A 17,348-nucleotide genomic window follows, 5' to 3' on the forward strand; every position below is an offset into this window, starting at 1 on the left:
GAGGACATGCCCCCGCCCGGCACAAATCTAGCGGTCCATGCGCACTGTGGCCCGGATCTGGCCACGCATTTCGGTGCTGAACTCCAGGGTGAACTGATCCTCGTTCGACCCGATCCGACCCACAGCGACAGGGGTCTCGAACTGCTTCACACCGGAATTGTTGCGCAGGTCGCCAGTCAGGGCAACGCTGTCGACAAACATGCAAAAGCTCTCAAAGGGCAGTTGCTTGCTGGTGCCAACGGTCCAGATGCGTTCGTTGCTGTTCTGGGTATGGGCAACCACCAGCGGGTTATGGGCCTGCTCCGACACGTTGTGGTACGAATTGCCGTCGAAAAACACCTCGCGGTTCCGGCTGTAATCCAGATCAGAAATGCTGGTGTCAACGCGTTCGGCCCGATCGATCGTCCCGTTGATAGAACGGAAGCGGTTGCCCGACACAGTCACACCATTGAGGAAGTGGCCCGTGCCATGAGGTTTGACCACGAAATAGCTGAACCAGGGGGCTACATCGCCCGACAGATACACGTTGTCGGTGATGGTGAGCGAGCTGAAGGAAAAGCCGGTGTTGAAATCCGGGGTCGCATCACGCTCATTCGTCCACTCGATGAAACAGTTGTCGATGTAATTCCCCGATACCACAGAGGCGGTAAAGTTCTCCATCAACACCAGTCCGGCGGTGCGGAACCCATTGGGCACGGCGTCACCCTGGAAGAAGTGGTTGCCCGACACCAGATGGTTTTGACCGGCCATCACGGCAAAGTGGCGGAACATCGTGGCCCGACAGTCGCGCAGCTTCACGTCATTGGAATTGACGTTCATGGCAATGGTCACACGGTCCGCCACATCGTCGGATTCCTCCGAAGACAGGAACTGACAACGATCCACCAACAGACCCTGACAGCCGCCCCCGATCGAGGTCAGGCCCCGGTTCTTGGGCCGGCTCACAAAACAGTCCTGCAACTCGAATGTGGGGCCGGACGGGGCCAGCATGATACCGCTCGACAGGTTGTTACACTGGAACTCGATGTCGGACATGATGAACTTGGACAGCTTGGAAAAGCCGCTGAAATCAACCATGTACTGGAAACGGCGGAAGGTGTAGTTCTGGGTACCTTCCGCATCATACAGCGGCGCGTTCAATTCGATCTCCTGGCTGCCCACATTCTTGCTGCGGACATAGATCTCGCGGCCAACGCCATTGCCTTCAACCAGCGACCCAACCTCGATATTGGCGATGTTGCTCACATTGGTCAGCTTGCGGGCGTCCGACGCGCTATAGGTGGCCTGGCTGGTCGTAGTGATGGTGTCCCAATTGTCGCCCTGCGCCTCCAACTGACCGTTGCGGATCATGCGGCGGGTGGCAAAGGTGGTGCGATTGGGCACGGCGGCCTGCATGTCGATGGGTGCGGTGACGGCAATGCGGCGGCCGCCCAGGTCCAGACCCTCATGATCCGAACTGTTCAAAAGCGCCTGAAACGCCTTCTTGAAGGCCAGCTCTTCATCGCCAAAGGCCTCGATATAGGTGGGCAGGTCATAGCTTTTGCGCAACAGCAGCATCTTGTCCGTGGGCATGCTCAGCGTGCCTTCGAACTTGACCAATTCCTCGATGGCCATGTCCTTTTCCAGGCGGAAGACACCCGCAGGGACCAGAACGGTGCGGCCATTGGCGGCGGCACTGGCAGCGTCAAAGGCGTCGCTGTCATCGGTCACGCCATCGCCCACGGCGCCGTAGTCGCGGACATCCACATAAGGGACCAGATCGCGCAAAAAGACCGATGTGACGTCTTCGATGATAATGTCGTCAATGCGCACAATCCCGCCATTGGGGCCGGTCAGATCAATGCCAAAATGGCCGTATACAGCATCAGGGCCCCAGACCATATCGACGCCGTTGCGATTGCCCGCCCCGACGATGGCCGACACCTCGACAACCGACCCATAAGTGGTCAGCGTCACGCTGTCGCCGACGGTCGTGACACCCGAAACCGCCTGGCCATTGCCCTGAGCCGCATAGCCCGACACGCGCACCGCAGGCAGGCTGCCACTGATCGCTTTGATGCGCGCGGTGATGCGCAGGTAACACCCCGGCAGGATCGGCGTCTCGCCCATATATCGCACACGTGTGGTGTTCGACGTCTTTTGCAGCTCAAGACAGCCGGCAAAATCCTGGTCCGCCGGGACAAAGGCCGCATTCGCCGCGTTCTGGTATGTGTCAGAGCCCGGCGTGCCATCGCCGCTCGACCAAACGTCCAGACCATTTGCAAAGGCCGGCGGCATCAAAAGCACGCCATCAGTGATCGCCTTGTTCATCCAAATATCCCTTTTATCAAGCAGGGGCAGCAGTGCCCGTTGAGGTGCAGTCAACCCGCAGAAAGCCGGGTGCTCTGACCCGTCCGGGCAAGGGAAATATCAACAAGGGGTTAACGCAGGCTCACAGCACCGCGCGCGGTACTCCTTGCTCAGGCAACATCCAGAAAATTGATCAGGGTCAAACCGCAGGCGCGGACCGCGGGTAAACTGCCCCGAAAACCGCAGGAGGGCACGATGAGACACGCAACAACCGGGCTGATGCTGGCCGCATTGATGACGTTACCCGCACATGCTCAAGAGGACACAGCCGAAGGCAAAATGCTGTACCGGAACTACTGTGCAACGTGCCACGGCTTGACAGGCAAGGGCGACGGCCCGATGGGCCCTGCCTTGCTCTTGCAGCCCACCGACCTGACCACGCTCCAGGGCGACAATGATGGTGTGTTCCCGCTGCTGCGCGTGGTCAAACGGATCGACGGGCGCGATCCTCTCGTCGGGCATGGCTCACCCATGCCGGTCTTTGGGCCATTCTTTGAAGGCGGGCGGGACATCTCGCTGCGCACCCAGGCTGGTCAATCCATCCTGACGAGCCAGCCGGTTGCCGAAATCATCACCTGGATGCGCACCATCCAGAAATAGCGGCTCAGGCGCTCAGGCCCGGATCATCCAGCAACTGAACCGCGCTGATCTTCCATCCGTTCTCGGTTTCTTGCATCCGGTAATCCAGCCAGTGGACGACACCCTTCCCGTCCACGATCTGCACCTTCTGCCACAGCGCACCAGCGACCTCGCGCAGCTCCAGAAAGGTCACCTCGGCCGGGCGCCACACCATCGGATAACCCTGGGTGACCATGCGGCCGAAATTCTCGGGCGTGCGAAACATGCCACGAATGGAAGGGCTGGCAAATTCAAAGGCACTGACAAAGTCATCAGCCTTGAAGGCTTCGATCTGGCTGCCAATCACACCCTCGATCTCGGCATCCTGCGCCGACACGGCCCCCGTCAGACACACAGACACCGCCAATGCCATCATCCATTTCAACATCGCAAACCCTCCGTCGCTCTACCTCACAAGCTAGAGCAACAGGGCCATTGGGCAAACGGCGCCTCATAATCCCCGCAAGGCGGACCTCGATCCGCCCTACCCGACCAGTTCGCCCGCCAGACCCTGATCAATCAGCGTCACGGTTTCCTGCACGCCATAAAGCGCGATGAAGCCACCAAAACGCGGCCCCTGCGACGCCCCCAGCAGCACTTCGTAAAGCGCCGTGAACCAGCCGCGCAGCGGATCAAACCGATCGCGGCCCACCGCATAAACCACCGACTGCAACGCCTCATCGTCGACAGGCCCGTCATAGGCGACCAGCGCCGCACGCAACGCCTCCAGCGCCTCCCGCTCCGTATCTGTGGGCAAACGGTACACTTTCGACGGTTTCACGAAGTCATTGTAATAGCGCACGGCAAAGCCCACCGCCCGGTCCATCCCGGGATGCGTCTCTGCGCCCGTTTCCGGCGCATAACGCTGGATAAATCCCCAAAGGGTCTCCTTCGTTTCCGCCTGACTGACAGAGGCGAGGTTCAAGAGCATCGCAAAAGGCACAACCATATCGCTCTGGGGCACATCGCCGCCATGGATATGCCAGACCGGGTTGTTCAAGCGGGCCACATCATCCTGCTTGGCATAGGCGCGCAGCTGCTGGTGATACTCGTCCACCGCCTTGGGAATAACGTCGAAAAACATGCGCTTGGCCGTCTTCGGCTTTTGGTACATGAAGTACGACAGGCTCTCGGTCGAGGCATAGGTCAGCCATTCGTCAATGCTGACCCCATTGCCCGAGGACTTGGAAATCTTCTGGCCCTGATCGTCCAGAAACAGCTCATAGCTGAAATGGTTCGGGGGCTTCACACCCAGGGTCCGACAGATCGCGTCATAGATTTTCTCGTTGGTGGCATGTTCCTTGCCATACATCTCGAAATCCACACCCAAGGCCGCCCAACGGGCGCCGAAATCAGGCTTCCATTGCAGCTTCACGTTGCCGCCCGTGACGGGCAGGGTCATCTCCTCCCCGCTCTCCGGGTCATCAAAGGTGACAGTGCCGGCGACAGCATCCACGTGCTTCATCGGCACATAAAGAACGCGACCGGTCTCGGGATGAATGGGCAGGAAAATCGAATAGGTCGCGGCACGTTCTTCACGCAGGGACTTCAACATGATCTTCATCAGATCGTCATAGCGTTCCGCACAACGCAGCAGGATTTCGTCAAACTGGCCAGAGCGGTAGAATTCCCGGGCCGAGATGAACTCATATTCAAAACCAAACGTATCCAGAAACCGGCGCAGCATGGCGTTGTTGTGATGGCCAAAGCTCTCATGGGTGCCAAAGGGATCGGGCACCGAGGTCAGGGGCATCTGCAAATACTGCTGCAAGGCCTCAGGGTTGGGCACATTACCCGGCACCTTGCGCATCCCGTCCAGATCGTCCGAAAAACACACCAGTTTCGTGGGGATATCGCTCAATTCCTCAAAGGCACGCATGACCATCGTGGTACGAGCCACCTCGCCAAAGGTGCCGATGTGGGGCAGACCCGAAGGGCCATAACCCGTCTCAAACAACACATACCCCTTCTCGGGCGGCGCTTTTTCATAGCGTTTGAGCACCCGGCGCGCTTCTTCAAAAGGCCAGGCTTTGCTCGTCATCGCAGCGTCACGCAGTGTCGACATCAGGGGTGTCCTAAATTCTGGCGCCACGGGGGCATCCGCGGCGGCGCTCTCATCAATTCCGCACGGGGTACGCGCGGACAGAATCCGCACCCGACAGGCACGAACCCGCCGCTACCTATTGCGGGCGGGGCACTGCGTCAATATTGAGGGGGCATCAGGTCACCCGAACAGGACTGTCACAATGGCACACTCCGAAACGTTTACGCTCTCCGCCCAGGATGCGCTTGTGGCGCTGATGATCGCGATCTCCGCCTCGGACGAGGACATTCGGACCGCCGAGTTGGTCAAGATCAACTCGGCCGTGAACAACCTGCCGGTCTTTGCTGATTACGACCTCGACCGGATGAACGTTGTGGCGCAAACGGTGTTCGACCTCTTCGAACAGGAAGACGGTCTGGACGCCCTCTTCGGTCTCGCACGCGAAGCACTGCCCGAACGGCTGCATGAAACAGCCTATGCCTTGGCCTGCGACGTGGCCGCAGCCGACGGCACACTCGAAGAAACCGAACTGCGGCTGCTCGAAGAAATGCGGTACGAACTGAACATAGACCGCCTGCACGCCGCCGCGATTGAGCGCGGCGCAAGAGCGCGACACCTGACACTCTAGGCGATGAACGCAGCACTTATCAGACGAAATCCGTCCTACTCGCCAAACCCCACCGGCAAATAGTCTCGACCACGATGACACAAAGCAGACCTCGACTGGGCCTTCGGTCCATGTCCGCAGTGCGGGACAAACCGGACTTGCGCAGTCGCAGCTATTGCTGACGCAGCATCCACTCGCAGTTGCAGCACCGTAAATGCTGCTTCGCAGTGCGGGCCGTTGAAGCAGCCATTCGCGAACGTAAATTTTGTTCGATCCGAATTCTCACGTTCGCTGAAAAATGCTTGGACTATCTAGACGCCGATGGCGTGTGCTATTTTGCCATGGTCCCGCCAATGGCCTATTTTTTAATGAAGGTAGTGTTTAGGCAACTTGCACTTACGTCTTTGCGATCTCTGCAAGCACCTGCCGCCAGTGGCTGTGCCGTGCCGACGTCTGGCTGCGGGCATGCCAACACAGGCCGATGTCCAGCGTTTCGGTTCTCCAAGGCGGATTTACACATTCAAGACCAGTTGCCGAAAGAACGTCCGGTAGGGTTACGATGATCTCAGTGCCCTTGATCAACGTAAGCGCACTGTCGAAGTCGGGGACTTGCAGCACGACATTTCGCTTGCGCTTCATCTTTGCCAAACGCTGGTCGATTGCGAAGCTGGCATCCGGGCCAAGGGCAATGCGTGCATGAGGCCGCGCACAAAAGGCATCCAAATCGTTTTCTGGCAATGGATATATTGGGTCAAAGTAGACGACATCGCGAAATGAAAACAACCTGCGCTGCATAATGCCGTCGCCCTTTGCGGCATCAAGCGGCAAAAAGCAAAAGTCGAGTACGCCTTCCTGCAGGTTCTGTACCGTTTGGAAAAGCGAGCCTGGGCGCTTGATTTCGAATGTCAGCTTTGGTGCTTGGGTTAGCGCATGCTGCAACAGGGGCTTAATCAGAACTGTCCGCTCCACGGCCGTTGCCGCAATGCGCAGCGTTCCGGTGTCCGAAGCCGGATCATAAGCGGGCGTCTCAAACATCGCATCAAGATGACGCAACGCTGCCTCGGCCTCTGGCAGCAGAGTCTTGGCCCGCTCTGTTGGCTGCACGCCGTTGCCAGCGCGCACAAACAGCGGATCGCCAGTGCGGGCGCGCAACTGTTCCAGCCAATAGCTGATGGTGGATTGGTTCATATCCAATAGTCGGGCAGCCCCGCTGAGCGATCCAGCTTTCTGGATGGTCAGCAGGATCTGAAGCTGCCGCCCGTCGATCCCGAGGTAATCAGAATTTTCCATAGTGCAAACTAGTAACGTGGGATTTCCGGACAATCAATCCGGACGTATCTCTACTTCAACACCACAAGATACGCCCAAGGAGGTCGATGACATGACAGCACAAGCACAAGCCGCACCCGCGTTCGATGGTTGGGACAAAGACGTCTCTCCGTTTCACCAAGGAGAGGTTGCCCTGCACGAGCGCGTGGGTCGCGCGGAGCGTCAGGACATGGTGGGTCGCCGGATCATCCGCCCCTATATGATCGACCAACATCGCGCGTTTTTTGCCAGCTTGCCTTTCGTCATCGGCGGCAGTGTGGATGTGCAGGGCGCGCCTTGGGCCTCGGCCCTGTTCGGGCGGCCTGGGTTTCTGTCAACACCCAACGACGTGAGCTTTGCCATCAACACGCCTGTGCTGGATGGCGATCCCTTTGCCGAGAATGCAAAGCCGGGCGCGCCTGTGAGCTTTGTCGGAATCGAATTGCAAACGCGCCGCCGCAATCGCTTGAACGGGATCATCCGTGACGGCGATGGGGTTGTGGCGGACGTGGTGCAGTCCTTCGGCAATTGTCCACAGTACATCCATACAAGGGACATGGCCTTCACCCGTGATCCACGTGTGGCCGTTGCCTCTGATCGGCATGAGTTCACTGAATTGGGTGATGCTGAGCGCGCGATTATCTCCAAGGCCGACACCTTTTTTGTCGCCAGCCACAATCCGGTCGATGATCCGCGCAGCAATGGCGGGGTCGATGTAAACCACCGCGGCGGCAATGCCGGCTTCGTCAAGATTGACGGCAACACGCTGACCGTCCCCGATTTCTCAGGCAACTTTGCCTTTAACACGTTGGGCAATTTCATGGTGAACCCAAAGGCTGGGTTGCTGTTTATCGACTTCGCCTCAGGCGACATCCTGCAACTGACTGGCACGGTCGAGATCATGTGGGACATCACCCCCGAGATCGCCGCGTTTGAAGGCGCGCAACGTGCCTGGCGTTTTCATCTAACCAAAGGCCACCGCCTGATCGGCGCCTCCCCGCTGGGGTTCGTCGATGGCGAGGCCTCTCCCCGCTCACTTCAGACCGGACACTGGCAATAGGCCTCATTGACACAACCAAACAACGATAAATCGACATGACACAATCTTTCACAATCAAAGTCTTCTTCCGTGGCGACTGGTGCCCTTGGTGCAACGCGCAACTGCGCGACTTCAACGACGCGCAGGATCGCGTCCAGGCACTGGGCGGCCAAGTTGTTGCCTACACGTCGCAAGCGGGCAACCAGTCGAAAGCCAACAACAATCTGAAGTTCGACGTGATCGTTGATGAGGACAACGCAGAGGCCAAGCGGCACGACATCTTCATAACGCCACAAGCCGATAACCCGGTGGCAGCAGCACTGCCTGAGCTTTACCCAAATGGCATGGTGCAGCCCGGCATCGTGATCGAGGACACCGCGGGACGGGTTCTGTACCGCTGGGCCATCGTGCCAAGCGAAATGAACATCGGCGGCGCGAAAGACCGCCCACTGGTTTCGGAAATCGTCGGCGCGCTGGAGCAGATCCTCGCAGGCGGCGAGGTGCCTGAGAATTTCGAGGTGATGGAGGTGGATCACCTCGAAGCCCATCACCCCGACATGCACCAAAAGGTGCTCGATTACTTCGCCACGATGGAAGCGCAGAAGGCCTAAAGCCTTATATTCCTTCCCTAAATTCAAGGAGACATCCAATGTCAGACGAAAAAATCACCATCATTTACGACACCTATTGTGGCTGGTGCCACGGCGCTTCCGAGGTGTTCGACACCATCGAAGCCAGCGGTGCTGAGGTCGAAGTGCTGCATCGCCATCTCTTTGAGGGCGACTACCGCCCCAAGATGAGCGAAGGCAAAGGCGAACAGATTGTTGAGAACCTGATTCCACGAATTGAAGCGCTGACGGGCCAGGAGTTTACCCAAGCCTACAAAGACAACATCGCCATGTCGCCGACCGAAGTGCTGGCGTCCAAATACTCGGCGCAGGCAGCCGCCCTCGTTCATGATCAGGGCCCCGCGCGCGAATTTGCGATCCGCCGCAAGCTGGAAGACCTGCACTTTGGCCAAGGCGTCTCTTCAACAGACCGCGATGCGATTGTCGCGGCCCTGATCGAGGAAGGCATCACACCTGAGGACGCCGAAAAGCTGGGCACGCCAGAACTGGAAGCCAAAGCAGAATCGCTGGCCGGTAGAGCCAAAGCTCTGATGGCGGCAGTCGGATCACGCGGTGTGCCGACCGTGCTGCGCAGCAATGGTGATCGTTACAGCGTCGTGGACCATCAGGCCTACTACGGCCGGGCCGACGCCCTTCCTGCCAATGTATCAAACCTCGCAACTGTCTAACCGGACGAAAGGATTAAGAAAATGTCAAAGACCATCGCAATCTTCGGAGCAACCGGAGCCCAAGGGGCCCCCGTCGTCACCCAAGCCCTCGCCGAAGGCTACACCGTTCGCGCCGTCGCGCGAGACGCCGCCAAGATCAAGGAAATGCACCCCGACGCGATTGCCGTGAGCGCAGATCTCTCAGATGAGGCCGCGGTGGTTAAGGCCCTGTCCGGTGTGGATGCTGCCTTCCTGCACTTTCCAATGCCCTCGGGGCCAGATGACAGCGCAACCTGGGCCGGCGCCTTCTTCGGGGCCGCGCACAAAGAAAAGCTGCCGCTGTTGGTCTATGTCACGGGCGGACCATCCGGCGATCGCTTTCCATCCTCCACCATCGTTGATGGGATTACTGATGGAATGAATGCGGTTCTGGGGTCAGGTATCCCATCCATCGTCCTGCAATCAGCGGTCTATCTTGAGAACCTACAGCCCGAACTGTTCGCGCCATTCCTGCGCAGCGAAGGCAAACTGGATTATCCTCCCGTGCCCCAGGACCTAAAGATGCAGTGGACCTCTCATCTGGATCAGGCAAAACTGGCTGTCGCAGCCTTAGCGCGCCCGGAACTTGCTGGACAGGCCTTTGAGATTGGTTCGCCTGATGCGCTGACCGGGGCAGAGCTGGCAACACACCTATCGGGCTGGTTGGACCGCCCTGTCACCTTTGACCCTGCAACGCGGGAGGCGTTTGGCCAGCGTGTCGGGGATGCGCTGAACAATCCCGGCGTGGCCTTTGTGTTGTCGGACCTTTACGGCTCAATCGCGGCCCTTGAAGGCGACGCCATGGCGGTGGACACGGCGACTCTTGAGAAGACGTTTGGCGTGACACTGACCTCTGTCGCAGATCACATTAAGAGCTGGGGTTGAAACTGCTTCCATCTTGGCCGACCGATCCGAATAGGGTCGGTCGGTTTTTGTTTGTTTGGTTCGCATAGGGTTATCAGAATTTTCGATATCCAATATCGTTTCCGCCATATTTCCCGATCTTTTGATGGCGCGTATCTTTCCCTTACCGATGCAACAAAGCGCCTCTGAGAAAACCAAAACACACAGCAAGGGACTGAACCAAATGACACTTCATGCACTCAAAACAGCCACACTCGTCGTCGCCACTACCGTTGGCTTCTGGGCACAATCGGCACAGGCCGAAACGCTCACTCAAAAGGAAACGGCCATCGCGATCATCCAGAACGGCTTGATCGACGGCGATGTGGATTTCATCAACACATATGTCGCCGAGGACTACATTCAGCATAATCCGCAAGCGCCTGATGGGCGGGCTGGATTGATCGGCTTTACGCGATACCTCGCCTCACAAGGCACCGAGAACACTGCTACGGTCGTGCGCGCGCTGGAGCAGGACGATCTTGTCGCATTGCATGTGATCTACGAGTTTGGCGACGACAAAATGGCCGCGTTTGATTTGTTCCGGTTCGAAGATGGCGTTGCCGTCGAGCACTGGGATGGTCTCCAGCCTTGGGTCGAAGAAACCGTCAGCGGGCGCTCCATGACCGATGGCCCGACCGAGATTACCGATCTGGACAAGACCGACGAAAACGAAGCCATCGTGACCGGCTTTGTGAACGACATCCTGGTGAATGGCCAGTTCGACAAGATCACCAATTACATCAGCGGCACATATCTGCAGCACAACCCGAATGTGGGCGATGGTCTGGACGGCCTCGGGGCTTTTGTTGGCTACTTGCAGGAAAACAACATCTCATTCCGCTACACCAAAGTGCACAACGTGGTGGCTGAAGGGAACTTCGTGATGGTCCAGAACGAGGGCGAGTTCGGCGGCAAACCTACGGCGTTCTATGACCTCTTCCGCGTCGAAAACGGCATGATCGTTGAGCACTGGGATACGGTGCAGGAAATCCCCGAGCAAATGGCGCATGACAACGGGATGTTCTGAAGCACATCAAGACCATACCAAATTATAACAAAGTGGGGCGGCACGGATATGTGCCGCCCCTTTCTTGTGCGTCAGTTCTCGTCAAGATGGGCTTCAAGGAACCAGAGCGATTGATCCAGAAACCGCGACGTGCCGGTCAACAGGTCGGCTGTGTCTGCGTCACCTGCTGTGTCAGTTGCCTCAATCGCGTCTCGAACAGTGTTGCCCAATGCTGCAAACCGATCGGCAAGCGCGATTAGGTGCGCCGTCCCGCTTGTTGCATCCAGCGGGTACGGGTTTGACCCGGCAGCTGTCTCTGCCCGGCCATCGGGTGTGCCGCCAAGCGTGGCGAGGCGTTCGGCAATCTCATCAATTTCGGCATCCAGCGGCGCGACGAAACTGTCGAACAGTTCATGCAACTGTTGAAAGTGCGGCCCACGCACCGTCCAATGCGCCTGCTTAATCGCCAGCCGCAGATTGAGCGCCTCGGCCAGATTGTTTTGCAGCAGCTCTGCGCTGACGGCACGGGTGTTTTCGGATAGTCCCAGTCGTGTCTGTCTCATACTATTTCCTTTCGAGTTAAGCGCCCGGGCCGCAATCAATGCAGCGCGGCGGGGGCATTGCGCCCATTTGCATGTTCGCATTGAGGATCCGCAGCGCGGTGCGCAAACCTTCCTCGATCACCGGGTGATAGAAGGGGCGTTCCAGCATCTCGCTGACGGTGAGGCGCGATTGCAGCGACCAAGCCAGCAAATGCGCCAAATGTTCTGCGCGTGGCCCGATCATTTCGGCGCCAAGAAAACGGCCCGTGATCCGGTCACCATAAACACGAAGCAGTCCTTTGTTCACGCCCATCACGCGCGCGCGGCCCTGATCGGACCAATCGACTGCGCCGGTGACAAAATCTGCGTCCCGTTCGGTTAACGCCCGGTGGGTTTCGCCCACCATCATGATTTGCGGATCACTGAACACCACAGAGATTGGCGCGCTTTTGACAAAGCGGCGGATCTCGGGGAAATGCGTGGCGTTGTGGCCTGCTGTCATGCCTTCATCTGCAGCCTCATGCAAAAGCGGAATGATGTTGTTAACATCACCGGCGATAAAGATCGGCGCTGTGCCACATTGCCCGGTCTGGACGTCAAAGATGGGCACCCCGCGCGGATCCAAGTCTAGGGTCGTGTTATCAAGGCCGAGCTTGTCCACGTTCGGACGCCTGCCTGTGGCGATCAGCGCATAGTCGTATTCGAGCGTTTGCGTGCCTGCCTCTGTCACGAGGTCCACGGCCACGCCGTTATCGGTCCTGCGGTGGTTTTGAACATCTGTGTGCGGGTGGAAGTCGAACTCTTCTGTGAAGAGGCGATTTGCCTCGGCCAGCACCTCTGGATCAGACAGGGGGCCAACCAGATTGTCGCGGCCAAACAGGCTGACCCGGACACCAAGGCGGTGGAGCGCTTGGCCCAGCTCCAGCCCGATGACGCCCGCGCCAAAAACGGCGACTGAACCCGGAAGGGTGTCCCAGGAAAACACATCGTCATTGATGATCAGACGGTCGCCGAAATTCTCAAAGAACGGCAAAATGTTCGACCGGGACCCGGTGGCGATGATAATTGCCTCGGCCTCGACCCTGCGCCCATCGCTCAACGATAGGACCGTGTCGGTCTCAAACGTGGCACGGGCACGGATACGATGTTGTTCTGGCCAGCCCTCGACCGTTTCTTCGACAAATCCCACGAAACGGTCCCGTTCGCTCTGAACCCTTTGCATGACGGCGGCACCGTCGATCTTGGGCGCGTCATAGGTCACGCCCATTGGCGATGTGTGCGACCCGGCATGCGCAGCCTCTGCCGCCGCAATAAGCAATTTGGAGGGCATACAACCGACCCGCGCGCAGGTGGTGCCGTAGGGGCCATCTTCGATCAGAAGGACGTCATCTGTAGTCTTTGTCACTTCGCGGTAAGCCCGCATGCCAGCGCTGCCTGCGCCAATGATGGCGACTTTGGTTTTTAGAGTTGTCATGTCGTCCTCTCAGATACGGTGTTGCGGTAATTCGTTTGTTTTGCAGATGCTTGGTGCAGCCTAACGGTCGCCCTCAGCTTTTCAGCTGCCCGTCCTGGCCTGGTGTCAGACGACCGCCTTTGACCACCTCGACATAGACGCCCATATCCGTATGCCCGTACTCTTTGCGCAGCAGGTAAGGCACCTTGAGGTCCCGCTCGGCGGTGAGCGGATTGACCTCGGTCGCGGCGCAGCGCTTGGTGCGCGACAGGATGCGCAGCGCGACGTCGCCAAAAGCGAGCGTCTGCCCGACAGCATCCAGTTCGGCAAAGGGCGGCAGCCCGTCAATTTCGATATTTGCACGGAACCGCGCACGGTGCACTTCTGCCCCGACCCGGTTACCAAGGTCCTGCAGCGAGGCGAGGTTGATCACAGAAATCGCGCTCATCATTTGTGGTGATACAACCGAGACATCTGTAAACCTGTGCGGTGCAGCGGAGACGAAAATGGGGGGCTCTGGGTCGCTCAGGCCCAAGGTCTTGTGCAGGAAAACGCCCGCCTGTGCTCGCACCTCGGCGCTGTCCATCTCGAAGCTGTGGGTGCTGTCGCCCGTCGCGATCTGAAGGGTCCAGGTCGTGTCGTCAAATGTGGTGTTCAGACCTGCCAGCGCGGCTTCCTTTACCAGAACGACGAAGCGTTCTTTGGGCAGCGGTTCTGGATTTGTCGGATCAAAACCGGAGTTGTAACGCGCAAAACCGAACAGACGATCCCCGGGAACACCTTCACCTTCCGTGAGCGTCAGGGTATCGAGGGTTTCCGCGCTCAGCCCTTTGACGGGAAAACGGTTCAAGCCTGAGATCGTGAAATTGGGCATGGTAGAGACCTCCGTTTGCTGTTGAGCAAAGGGCGGCAGCTGCATGCTGCCGCCTCAATCGCTCACAGGTCTACAACCGCAGTGTTCTGGATAGTTTTCCAGTTCTCCTCAGCCGCAGTAATCGTGCCTACAGGATCCTCTTTGTATTTGTTGTAGATCGTCTGATTAACGAACACATAGAGCTTGCCATCACGCACATCAGCAAATCGCGGGTTGCCGTCGAGCTTTTTGTTCACGGCAACGCCAAGGGTGCAGAAGCCACCAAATTGCGGCAGAAACGCTGTCGGGTCAGCCTCAAAGCTGTCTTTGGCTGCGGCTGTGGCGAAATAGTATTCAACACCGTCATGTGTGGCAGCATGTGCAGCCGCACCGTCGAGCAGGCGTTCGCCTGTGGTCATCGCGACAACATCAACACCGTGGAAACCAAGGGGCATACCGTTCAGGGTCAGGCCGTTGGAGACGTTATATTCATCTGCGGCAAATGCGGCACTTGCCAGGGCGATAGAGGCTGCAACGGCGGAGGCGAAGATTGAGGATTTCATGACTTTTTCCTTTTAGAAGTTTGGGGGAGGGAACAGCGGGGCTTGATGCCCCGCCAATCAGGTCAGAACCGGGCCGACATGAAGCTGCGAATGCGGGCGACGATCAAATCACCGTCTTCCTCGATGGCAAAGTGGCCTGTATCGAGAATGTTGTAATCGACATCTTTCAGATCACGCAGGTAGCCTTCGGCACCGGGGACCGGGAAATAGGCGTCATTCTTAGCCCAGACCACTAGCGCAGGTGGCTGATGCTCGCGCATATAGGCCTGCCATTCGGGGTATTTTGCGACATTGTTGCGATAATCGTAGATCAGGCTGAACTGCGCCTCGTACATGCCCGGACGGCTCATGGACTGATGATCCAGCAGCCAGTTGTCCGGGTTGATCCCGTCGGGGTTGCGGGTGCCGTGGGTGTATTGCCAACGCAGACCGGCAACACTGAACACGTTGTCAATCAGGGTCTTTTCATATTCAGCGTCTCGCCCGCCTTCCCACAGTTTGACCACAGGGGCCCATGTTTCAGGGTCCACCCCTTCAGCATAGGCATTGCCGTTCTGGATGATCAGGCCGTCGATTTTGTCGGGGTATGTGGTGGCGATCCGAAAGCCGACAGGCGCGCCATAGTCCTGAATGTACATCGAAAACTGATCGACGCCCTTTTGTTCCAGAAAGGTGTTCACTGTCACCGCAAGGTTGTCGAATGTGTATTCGTAGTCGTCAGGGGAGGGAAACCCGCTGGAGCCGAAGGCGGGATAGTCCGGGGCGATCAGGTAATAGTCGCCTGACAGTTCATCCAGCAGATGGCGATATTGGTGAGACGAGCTTGGGAACCCGTGCAACAAGACGATGGCTGGGTTTTCTGGATTGCCTGCTTCACGGTAGAAGATCTCGACGCCATCGACGGTCTCGTATCCATAAGAGACGTCACCGGCATGTACCATGTTTGCGATGAGAGTCGTGGTGAGCGCCGCAAAGGCGAAAATACCGAGTTCTTTGGTCATGTCATGCTCCTTGAAAATTTCGACACGGTCGAGATGCGTGCCCTTTCAAGAAGAGAATATCTATTTCGAAAAAATACTTAATACGTCCAAAATGAAAGACACTACTTCAAAATTTGGAATAAAGGTCTTATCAAAAAGGGATCAGACTGAACGCACATCGCCTGACCCCGCTTTGATGCGGGGCCAGGCGACGGATACGTTAGGATATCTCCTTAAACGCAGAGTATTTTTTGTACATTCAAATCTCCCAAAGATCGTCTCCGCAGGCTTCATTCACCCAATGGCGATCTTCAAAAACATGCGACCTCTCTTCGAGGGGTTTATGCATGTCCTTTGACGCGACCTCCTTCGGCGGCTTTGCCGGGCTCTGAACAGGTTTGGCGCTGTTTGACTGTTGCATTTAGGGATTTTCCTTTCGGGGTACGGCCTGGCCATCACATCGGGCGGACCGCCCGGTCTTCCTCAAGAAGGTTTACGCAGCAAGGTTACGGTCCCTTGACCGCCATCGGCACAAACGGACACGACCGCGTAGGATCCGACCTCTTTGGTTTGCAGCTGTTTCGCGGCCTGGCTGAGCACCCGCGCGCCTGTGGCTCCGAATGGATGCCCGATGGCCAGCGAGCCGCCGGTCTGGTTTAGCCGATCCATCGGGAAGGCCCCCATATCCGCGCTCACGCCCGCCTTGTCGCGCAGATAGGTGTCGTCCGTGATGCCATGGATATTGGCCAGCACCTGCGCGGCAAAGGCTTCGTGGATTTCCCAGACGTCGATGTCATCCAGCGTCAGACCATGCGCGGCCAAAAGCTGCGGAATGGCCCGGGCGGGGGCCATCAGGATGCCTTCTTCCTTGTAATCCATCGCGCCGAGCCGCCAATCGACGATCTCTATCGCATCTGTTTCGGCGACACCTAACCGCGCAAGACCTTCTGCGTCTGCGACCCAAATGCTTGCGGCGCCGTCCGTTAACGGTGAAGAGTTGCCCGCCGTCAGGGTGCCTGCCTCTGAGCGGTCAAAAACGGGTTTCAGGCCGGAGAGCTGCTCCAGCGTGCTATCGGCACGCGGCATGGTGTCTTGGTCCACACCACCGAACGGCGTGATCAGATCGTCGAAGAAGCCGTCCTTTTGCGCTTTGACAGCGTTTTGGTGGCTGTCGAAGGCGATCTGATCCTGATCGGCCCGCGTGATGTTGAACAACTGCGCTGTGTCTTCGGTATGCTCGCCCATGGAGCGCCCCGAAAGCCGGTTCGCCCAGCCTTTGAGGGGCAGATCAAAATGACCGGCGTTCAGGTCGTTGACCATGGCCAACGCCGCGCCGGGGTCCTTCATTGCAAGGCCAGCAACTTGTTGGGCGACCTCGGGCTTCAGGGCAATCGGGACATGGCTCATGGATTCAGCACCGCCGACCAGCGCCAGATGCGTCCCGCCATAGCCCAGCATGCCGCTGGCCTGGATGGTGGCCATCATCGAGGTCGAACAGGCCAGCGCGGTCGAAAAGCTCGGCACAGACGGGTCAAGCCCGGCCTCCAGCCAAGCCTCGCGCGCGATGTTCGACACATTGGCCGTCGGGATCACCTGACCCCAGGCCACCAGATCGGGTGTTGCGCGCTCCGCCATGGCTTGCATGACGGGAATGGACAGATCAATGGAGCTTTGGGAGACATAGGCGGTCCCCGCTTTCACGAACGGCGTGCGCAGTCCGGGGACGATATAGCGTGTCATCGGTTAAGTCCTTTCGTCTTGGTGG

General features: G+C 58.0%; 17 protein-coding genes. 7 read left to right on the plus strand and 10 right to left on the minus strand.

Annotated elements, in window-relative coordinates:
• Positions 1 to 27: 27 nt before the first annotated feature.
• Positions 28 to 2,310, minus strand: coding sequence for a glycosyl hydrolase family 28-related protein (locus Q1A44_RS00420; RefSeq protein WP_299617968.1), 2,283 nt, complete (start codon positions 2,308 to 2,310; stop codon positions 28 to 30).
• A gap of 234 nt (positions 2,311 to 2,544) precedes the next feature.
• On the opposite strand from Q1A44_RS00420, the gene Q1A44_RS00425 reads away from it, so the two are divergent.
• Positions 2,545 to 2,949, plus strand: coding sequence for a cytochrome c (locus tag Q1A44_RS00425; protein ID WP_299617971.1), 405 nt, complete (start codon positions 2,545 to 2,547; stop codon positions 2,947 to 2,949).
• Positions 2,950 to 2,953: 4 nt separating this feature from the next.
• Here the strand turns inward: Q1A44_RS00425 and Q1A44_RS00430 are convergent, their stop codons facing one another.
• Together Q1A44_RS00430 and Q1A44_RS00435 are read right to left on the minus strand one after the other, a co-directional pair.
• Entirely contained in the window at positions 2,954 to 3,355 is a 402-nt protein-coding gene (locus Q1A44_RS00430; protein ID WP_299617974.1) for a DUF4864 domain-containing protein, read from the minus strand.
• Between the two features lie 96 nt (positions 3,356 to 3,451).
• On the minus strand, positions 3,452 to 5,032 hold the full coding sequence (locus tag Q1A44_RS00435) for a lysine--tRNA ligase (protein ID WP_299617977.1): 1,581 nt from the start codon (positions 5,030 to 5,032) through the stop codon (positions 3,452 to 3,454).
• A 181-nt stretch (positions 5,033 to 5,213) separates the two neighbouring features.
• On the opposite strand from Q1A44_RS00435, the gene Q1A44_RS00440 reads away from it, so the two are divergent.
• The gene (locus tag Q1A44_RS00440; protein ID WP_299617980.1) at positions 5,214 to 5,639 is read left to right on the plus strand and encodes a tellurite resistance TerB family protein; all 426 of its coding nucleotides are present in this window, start codon (positions 5,214 to 5,216) and stop codon (positions 5,637 to 5,639) included.
• Positions 5,640 to 6,014: 375 nt separating this feature from the next.
• Here Q1A44_RS00440 and Q1A44_RS00445 read toward each other — a convergent pair whose 3' ends face one another.
• Positions 6,015 to 6,908 carry a LysR family transcriptional regulator gene (locus tag Q1A44_RS00445; RefSeq protein ID WP_299617984.1) on the minus strand — a complete coding sequence of 298 codons (894 nt, stop codon included), beginning with the start codon at positions 6,906 to 6,908 and terminating at the stop codon, positions 6,015 to 6,017.
• Positions 6,909 to 6,999: 91 nt separating this feature from the next.
• On the opposite strand from Q1A44_RS00445, the gene Q1A44_RS00450 reads away from it, so the two are divergent.
• The 5 genes from Q1A44_RS00450 to Q1A44_RS00470 all read left to right on the plus strand — a co-directional run bounded on the left by Q1A44_RS00450 (position 7,000) and on the right by Q1A44_RS00470 (position 11,213).
• On the plus strand, positions 7,000 to 7,986 hold the full coding sequence (locus Q1A44_RS00450; protein WP_299617987.1) for a pyridoxamine 5'-phosphate oxidase family protein: 987 nt from the start codon (positions 7,000 to 7,002) through the stop codon (positions 7,984 to 7,986).
• A gap of 35 nt (positions 7,987 to 8,021) precedes the next feature.
• The gene (locus Q1A44_RS00455) at positions 8,022 to 8,576 is read left to right on the plus strand and encodes a peroxiredoxin (RefSeq protein WP_299617990.1); all 555 of its coding nucleotides are present in this window, start codon (positions 8,022 to 8,024) and stop codon (positions 8,574 to 8,576) included.
• A 38-nt stretch (positions 8,577 to 8,614) separates the two neighbouring features.
• Positions 8,615 to 9,262: a DsbA family protein gene (locus Q1A44_RS00460; RefSeq protein ID WP_299617993.1), complete on the plus strand. Its 648-nt coding sequence runs from the start codon at positions 8,615 to 8,617 to the stop codon at positions 9,260 to 9,262.
• Between the two features lie 21 nt (positions 9,263 to 9,283).
• A complete protein-coding gene (locus Q1A44_RS00465; RefSeq protein ID WP_299617996.1) occupies positions 9,284 to 10,165 on the plus strand; it encodes an SDR family oxidoreductase in 882 nt (293 codons plus the stop codon).
• Between the two features lie 202 nt (positions 10,166 to 10,367).
• Positions 10,368 to 11,213, plus strand: a complete 846-nt coding sequence (locus Q1A44_RS00470; protein ID WP_299617999.1) for a nuclear transport factor 2 family protein — start codon at positions 10,368 to 10,370, stop codon at positions 11,211 to 11,213.
• Between the two features lie 71 nt (positions 11,214 to 11,284).
• Here Q1A44_RS00470 and dps read toward each other — a convergent pair whose 3' ends face one another.
• From dps to Q1A44_RS00500, 6 genes are all read right to left on the minus strand, one after another.
• A complete protein-coding gene (dps, locus tag Q1A44_RS00475) occupies positions 11,285 to 11,755 on the minus strand; it encodes a DNA starvation/stationary phase protection protein Dps (RefSeq protein WP_299618002.1) in 471 nt (156 codons plus the stop codon).
• Positions 11,756 to 11,771: 16 nt separating this feature from the next.
• The gene (locus Q1A44_RS00480) at positions 11,772 to 13,208 is read right to left on the minus strand and encodes a dihydrolipoyl dehydrogenase (RefSeq protein ID WP_299618005.1); all 1,437 of its coding nucleotides are present in this window, start codon (positions 13,206 to 13,208) and stop codon (positions 11,772 to 11,774) included.
• A gap of 73 nt (positions 13,209 to 13,281) precedes the next feature.
• On the minus strand, positions 13,282 to 14,061 hold the full coding sequence (locus Q1A44_RS00485; protein WP_299618008.1) for an MOSC domain-containing protein: 780 nt from the start codon (positions 14,059 to 14,061) through the stop codon (positions 13,282 to 13,284).
• A 62-nt stretch (positions 14,062 to 14,123) separates the two neighbouring features.
• Entirely contained in the window at positions 14,124 to 14,603 is a 480-nt protein-coding gene (locus Q1A44_RS00490; protein ID WP_299618011.1) for a YHS domain-containing (seleno)protein, read from the minus strand.
• 62 nt (positions 14,604 to 14,665) lie between these two features.
• Positions 14,666 to 15,604, minus strand: a complete 939-nt coding sequence (locus Q1A44_RS00495; RefSeq protein ID WP_299618014.1) for an alpha/beta hydrolase — start codon at positions 15,602 to 15,604, stop codon at positions 14,666 to 14,668.
• A 462-nt stretch (positions 15,605 to 16,066) separates the two neighbouring features.
• A complete protein-coding gene (locus Q1A44_RS00500) occupies positions 16,067 to 17,323 on the minus strand; it encodes an acetyl-CoA C-acyltransferase (protein WP_299618017.1) in 1,257 nt (418 codons plus the stop codon).
• Positions 17,324 to 17,348 lie beyond the last annotated feature (25 nt).

Source organism: uncultured Tateyamaria sp. (genome assembly GCF_947503705.1).
Taxonomy (GTDB): Bacteria; Pseudomonadota; Alphaproteobacteria; order Rhodobacterales; family Rhodobacteraceae; genus Tateyamaria.

Bases quoted from the DNA above. Each gene is read 5' to 3' on its own strand.
- Q1A44_RS00420 (WP_299617968.1), bottom strand. From the start codon at position 2,310: ATGAACAAGGCGATCACTGATGGCGTGCTTTTGATGCCGCCGGCCTTT.
- Q1A44_RS00425 (WP_299617971.1), top strand. From the start codon at position 2,545: ATGAGACACGCAACAACCGGGCTGATGCTGGCCGCATTGATGACGTTA.
- Q1A44_RS00430 (WP_299617974.1), bottom strand. From the start codon at position 3,355: ATGTTGAAATGGATGATGGCATTGGCGGTGTCTGTGTGTCTGACGGGG.
- Q1A44_RS00435 (WP_299617977.1), bottom strand. From the start codon at position 5,032: ATGTCGACACTGCGTGACGCTGCGATGACGAGCAAAGCCTGGCCTTTT.
- Q1A44_RS00440 (WP_299617980.1), top strand. From the start codon at position 5,214: ATGGCACACTCCGAAACGTTTACGCTCTCCGCCCAGGATGCGCTTGTG.
- Q1A44_RS00445 (WP_299617984.1), bottom strand. From the start codon at position 6,908: ATGGAAAATTCTGATTACCTCGGGATCGACGGGCGGCAGCTTCAGATC.
- Q1A44_RS00450 (WP_299617987.1), top strand. From the start codon at position 7,000: ATGACAGCACAAGCACAAGCCGCACCCGCGTTCGATGGTTGGGACAAA.
- Q1A44_RS00455 (WP_299617990.1), top strand. From the start codon at position 8,022: ATGACACAATCTTTCACAATCAAAGTCTTCTTCCGTGGCGACTGGTGC.
- Q1A44_RS00460 (WP_299617993.1), top strand. From the start codon at position 8,615: ATGTCAGACGAAAAAATCACCATCATTTACGACACCTATTGTGGCTGG.
- Q1A44_RS00465 (WP_299617996.1), top strand. From the start codon at position 9,284: ATGTCAAAGACCATCGCAATCTTCGGAGCAACCGGAGCCCAAGGGGCC.
- Q1A44_RS00470 (WP_299617999.1), top strand. From the start codon at position 10,368: ATGACACTTCATGCACTCAAAACAGCCACACTCGTCGTCGCCACTACC.
- dps (WP_299618002.1), bottom strand. From the start codon at position 11,755: ATGAGACAGACACGACTGGGACTATCCGAAAACACCCGTGCCGTCAGC.
- Q1A44_RS00480 (WP_299618005.1), bottom strand. From the start codon at position 13,208: ATGACAACTCTAAAAACCAAAGTCGCCATCATTGGCGCAGGCAGCGCT.
- Q1A44_RS00485 (WP_299618008.1), bottom strand. From the start codon at position 14,061: ATGCCCAATTTCACGATCTCAGGCTTGAACCGTTTTCCCGTCAAAGGG.
- Q1A44_RS00490 (WP_299618011.1), bottom strand. From the start codon at position 14,603: ATGAAATCCTCAATCTTCGCCTCCGCCGTTGCAGCCTCTATCGCCCTG.
- Q1A44_RS00495 (WP_299618014.1), bottom strand. From the start codon at position 15,604: ATGACCAAAGAACTCGGTATTTTCGCCTTTGCGGCGCTCACCACGACT.
- Q1A44_RS00500 (WP_299618017.1), bottom strand. From the start codon at position 17,323: ATGACACGCTATATCGTCCCCGGACTGCGCACGCCGTTCGTGAAAGCG.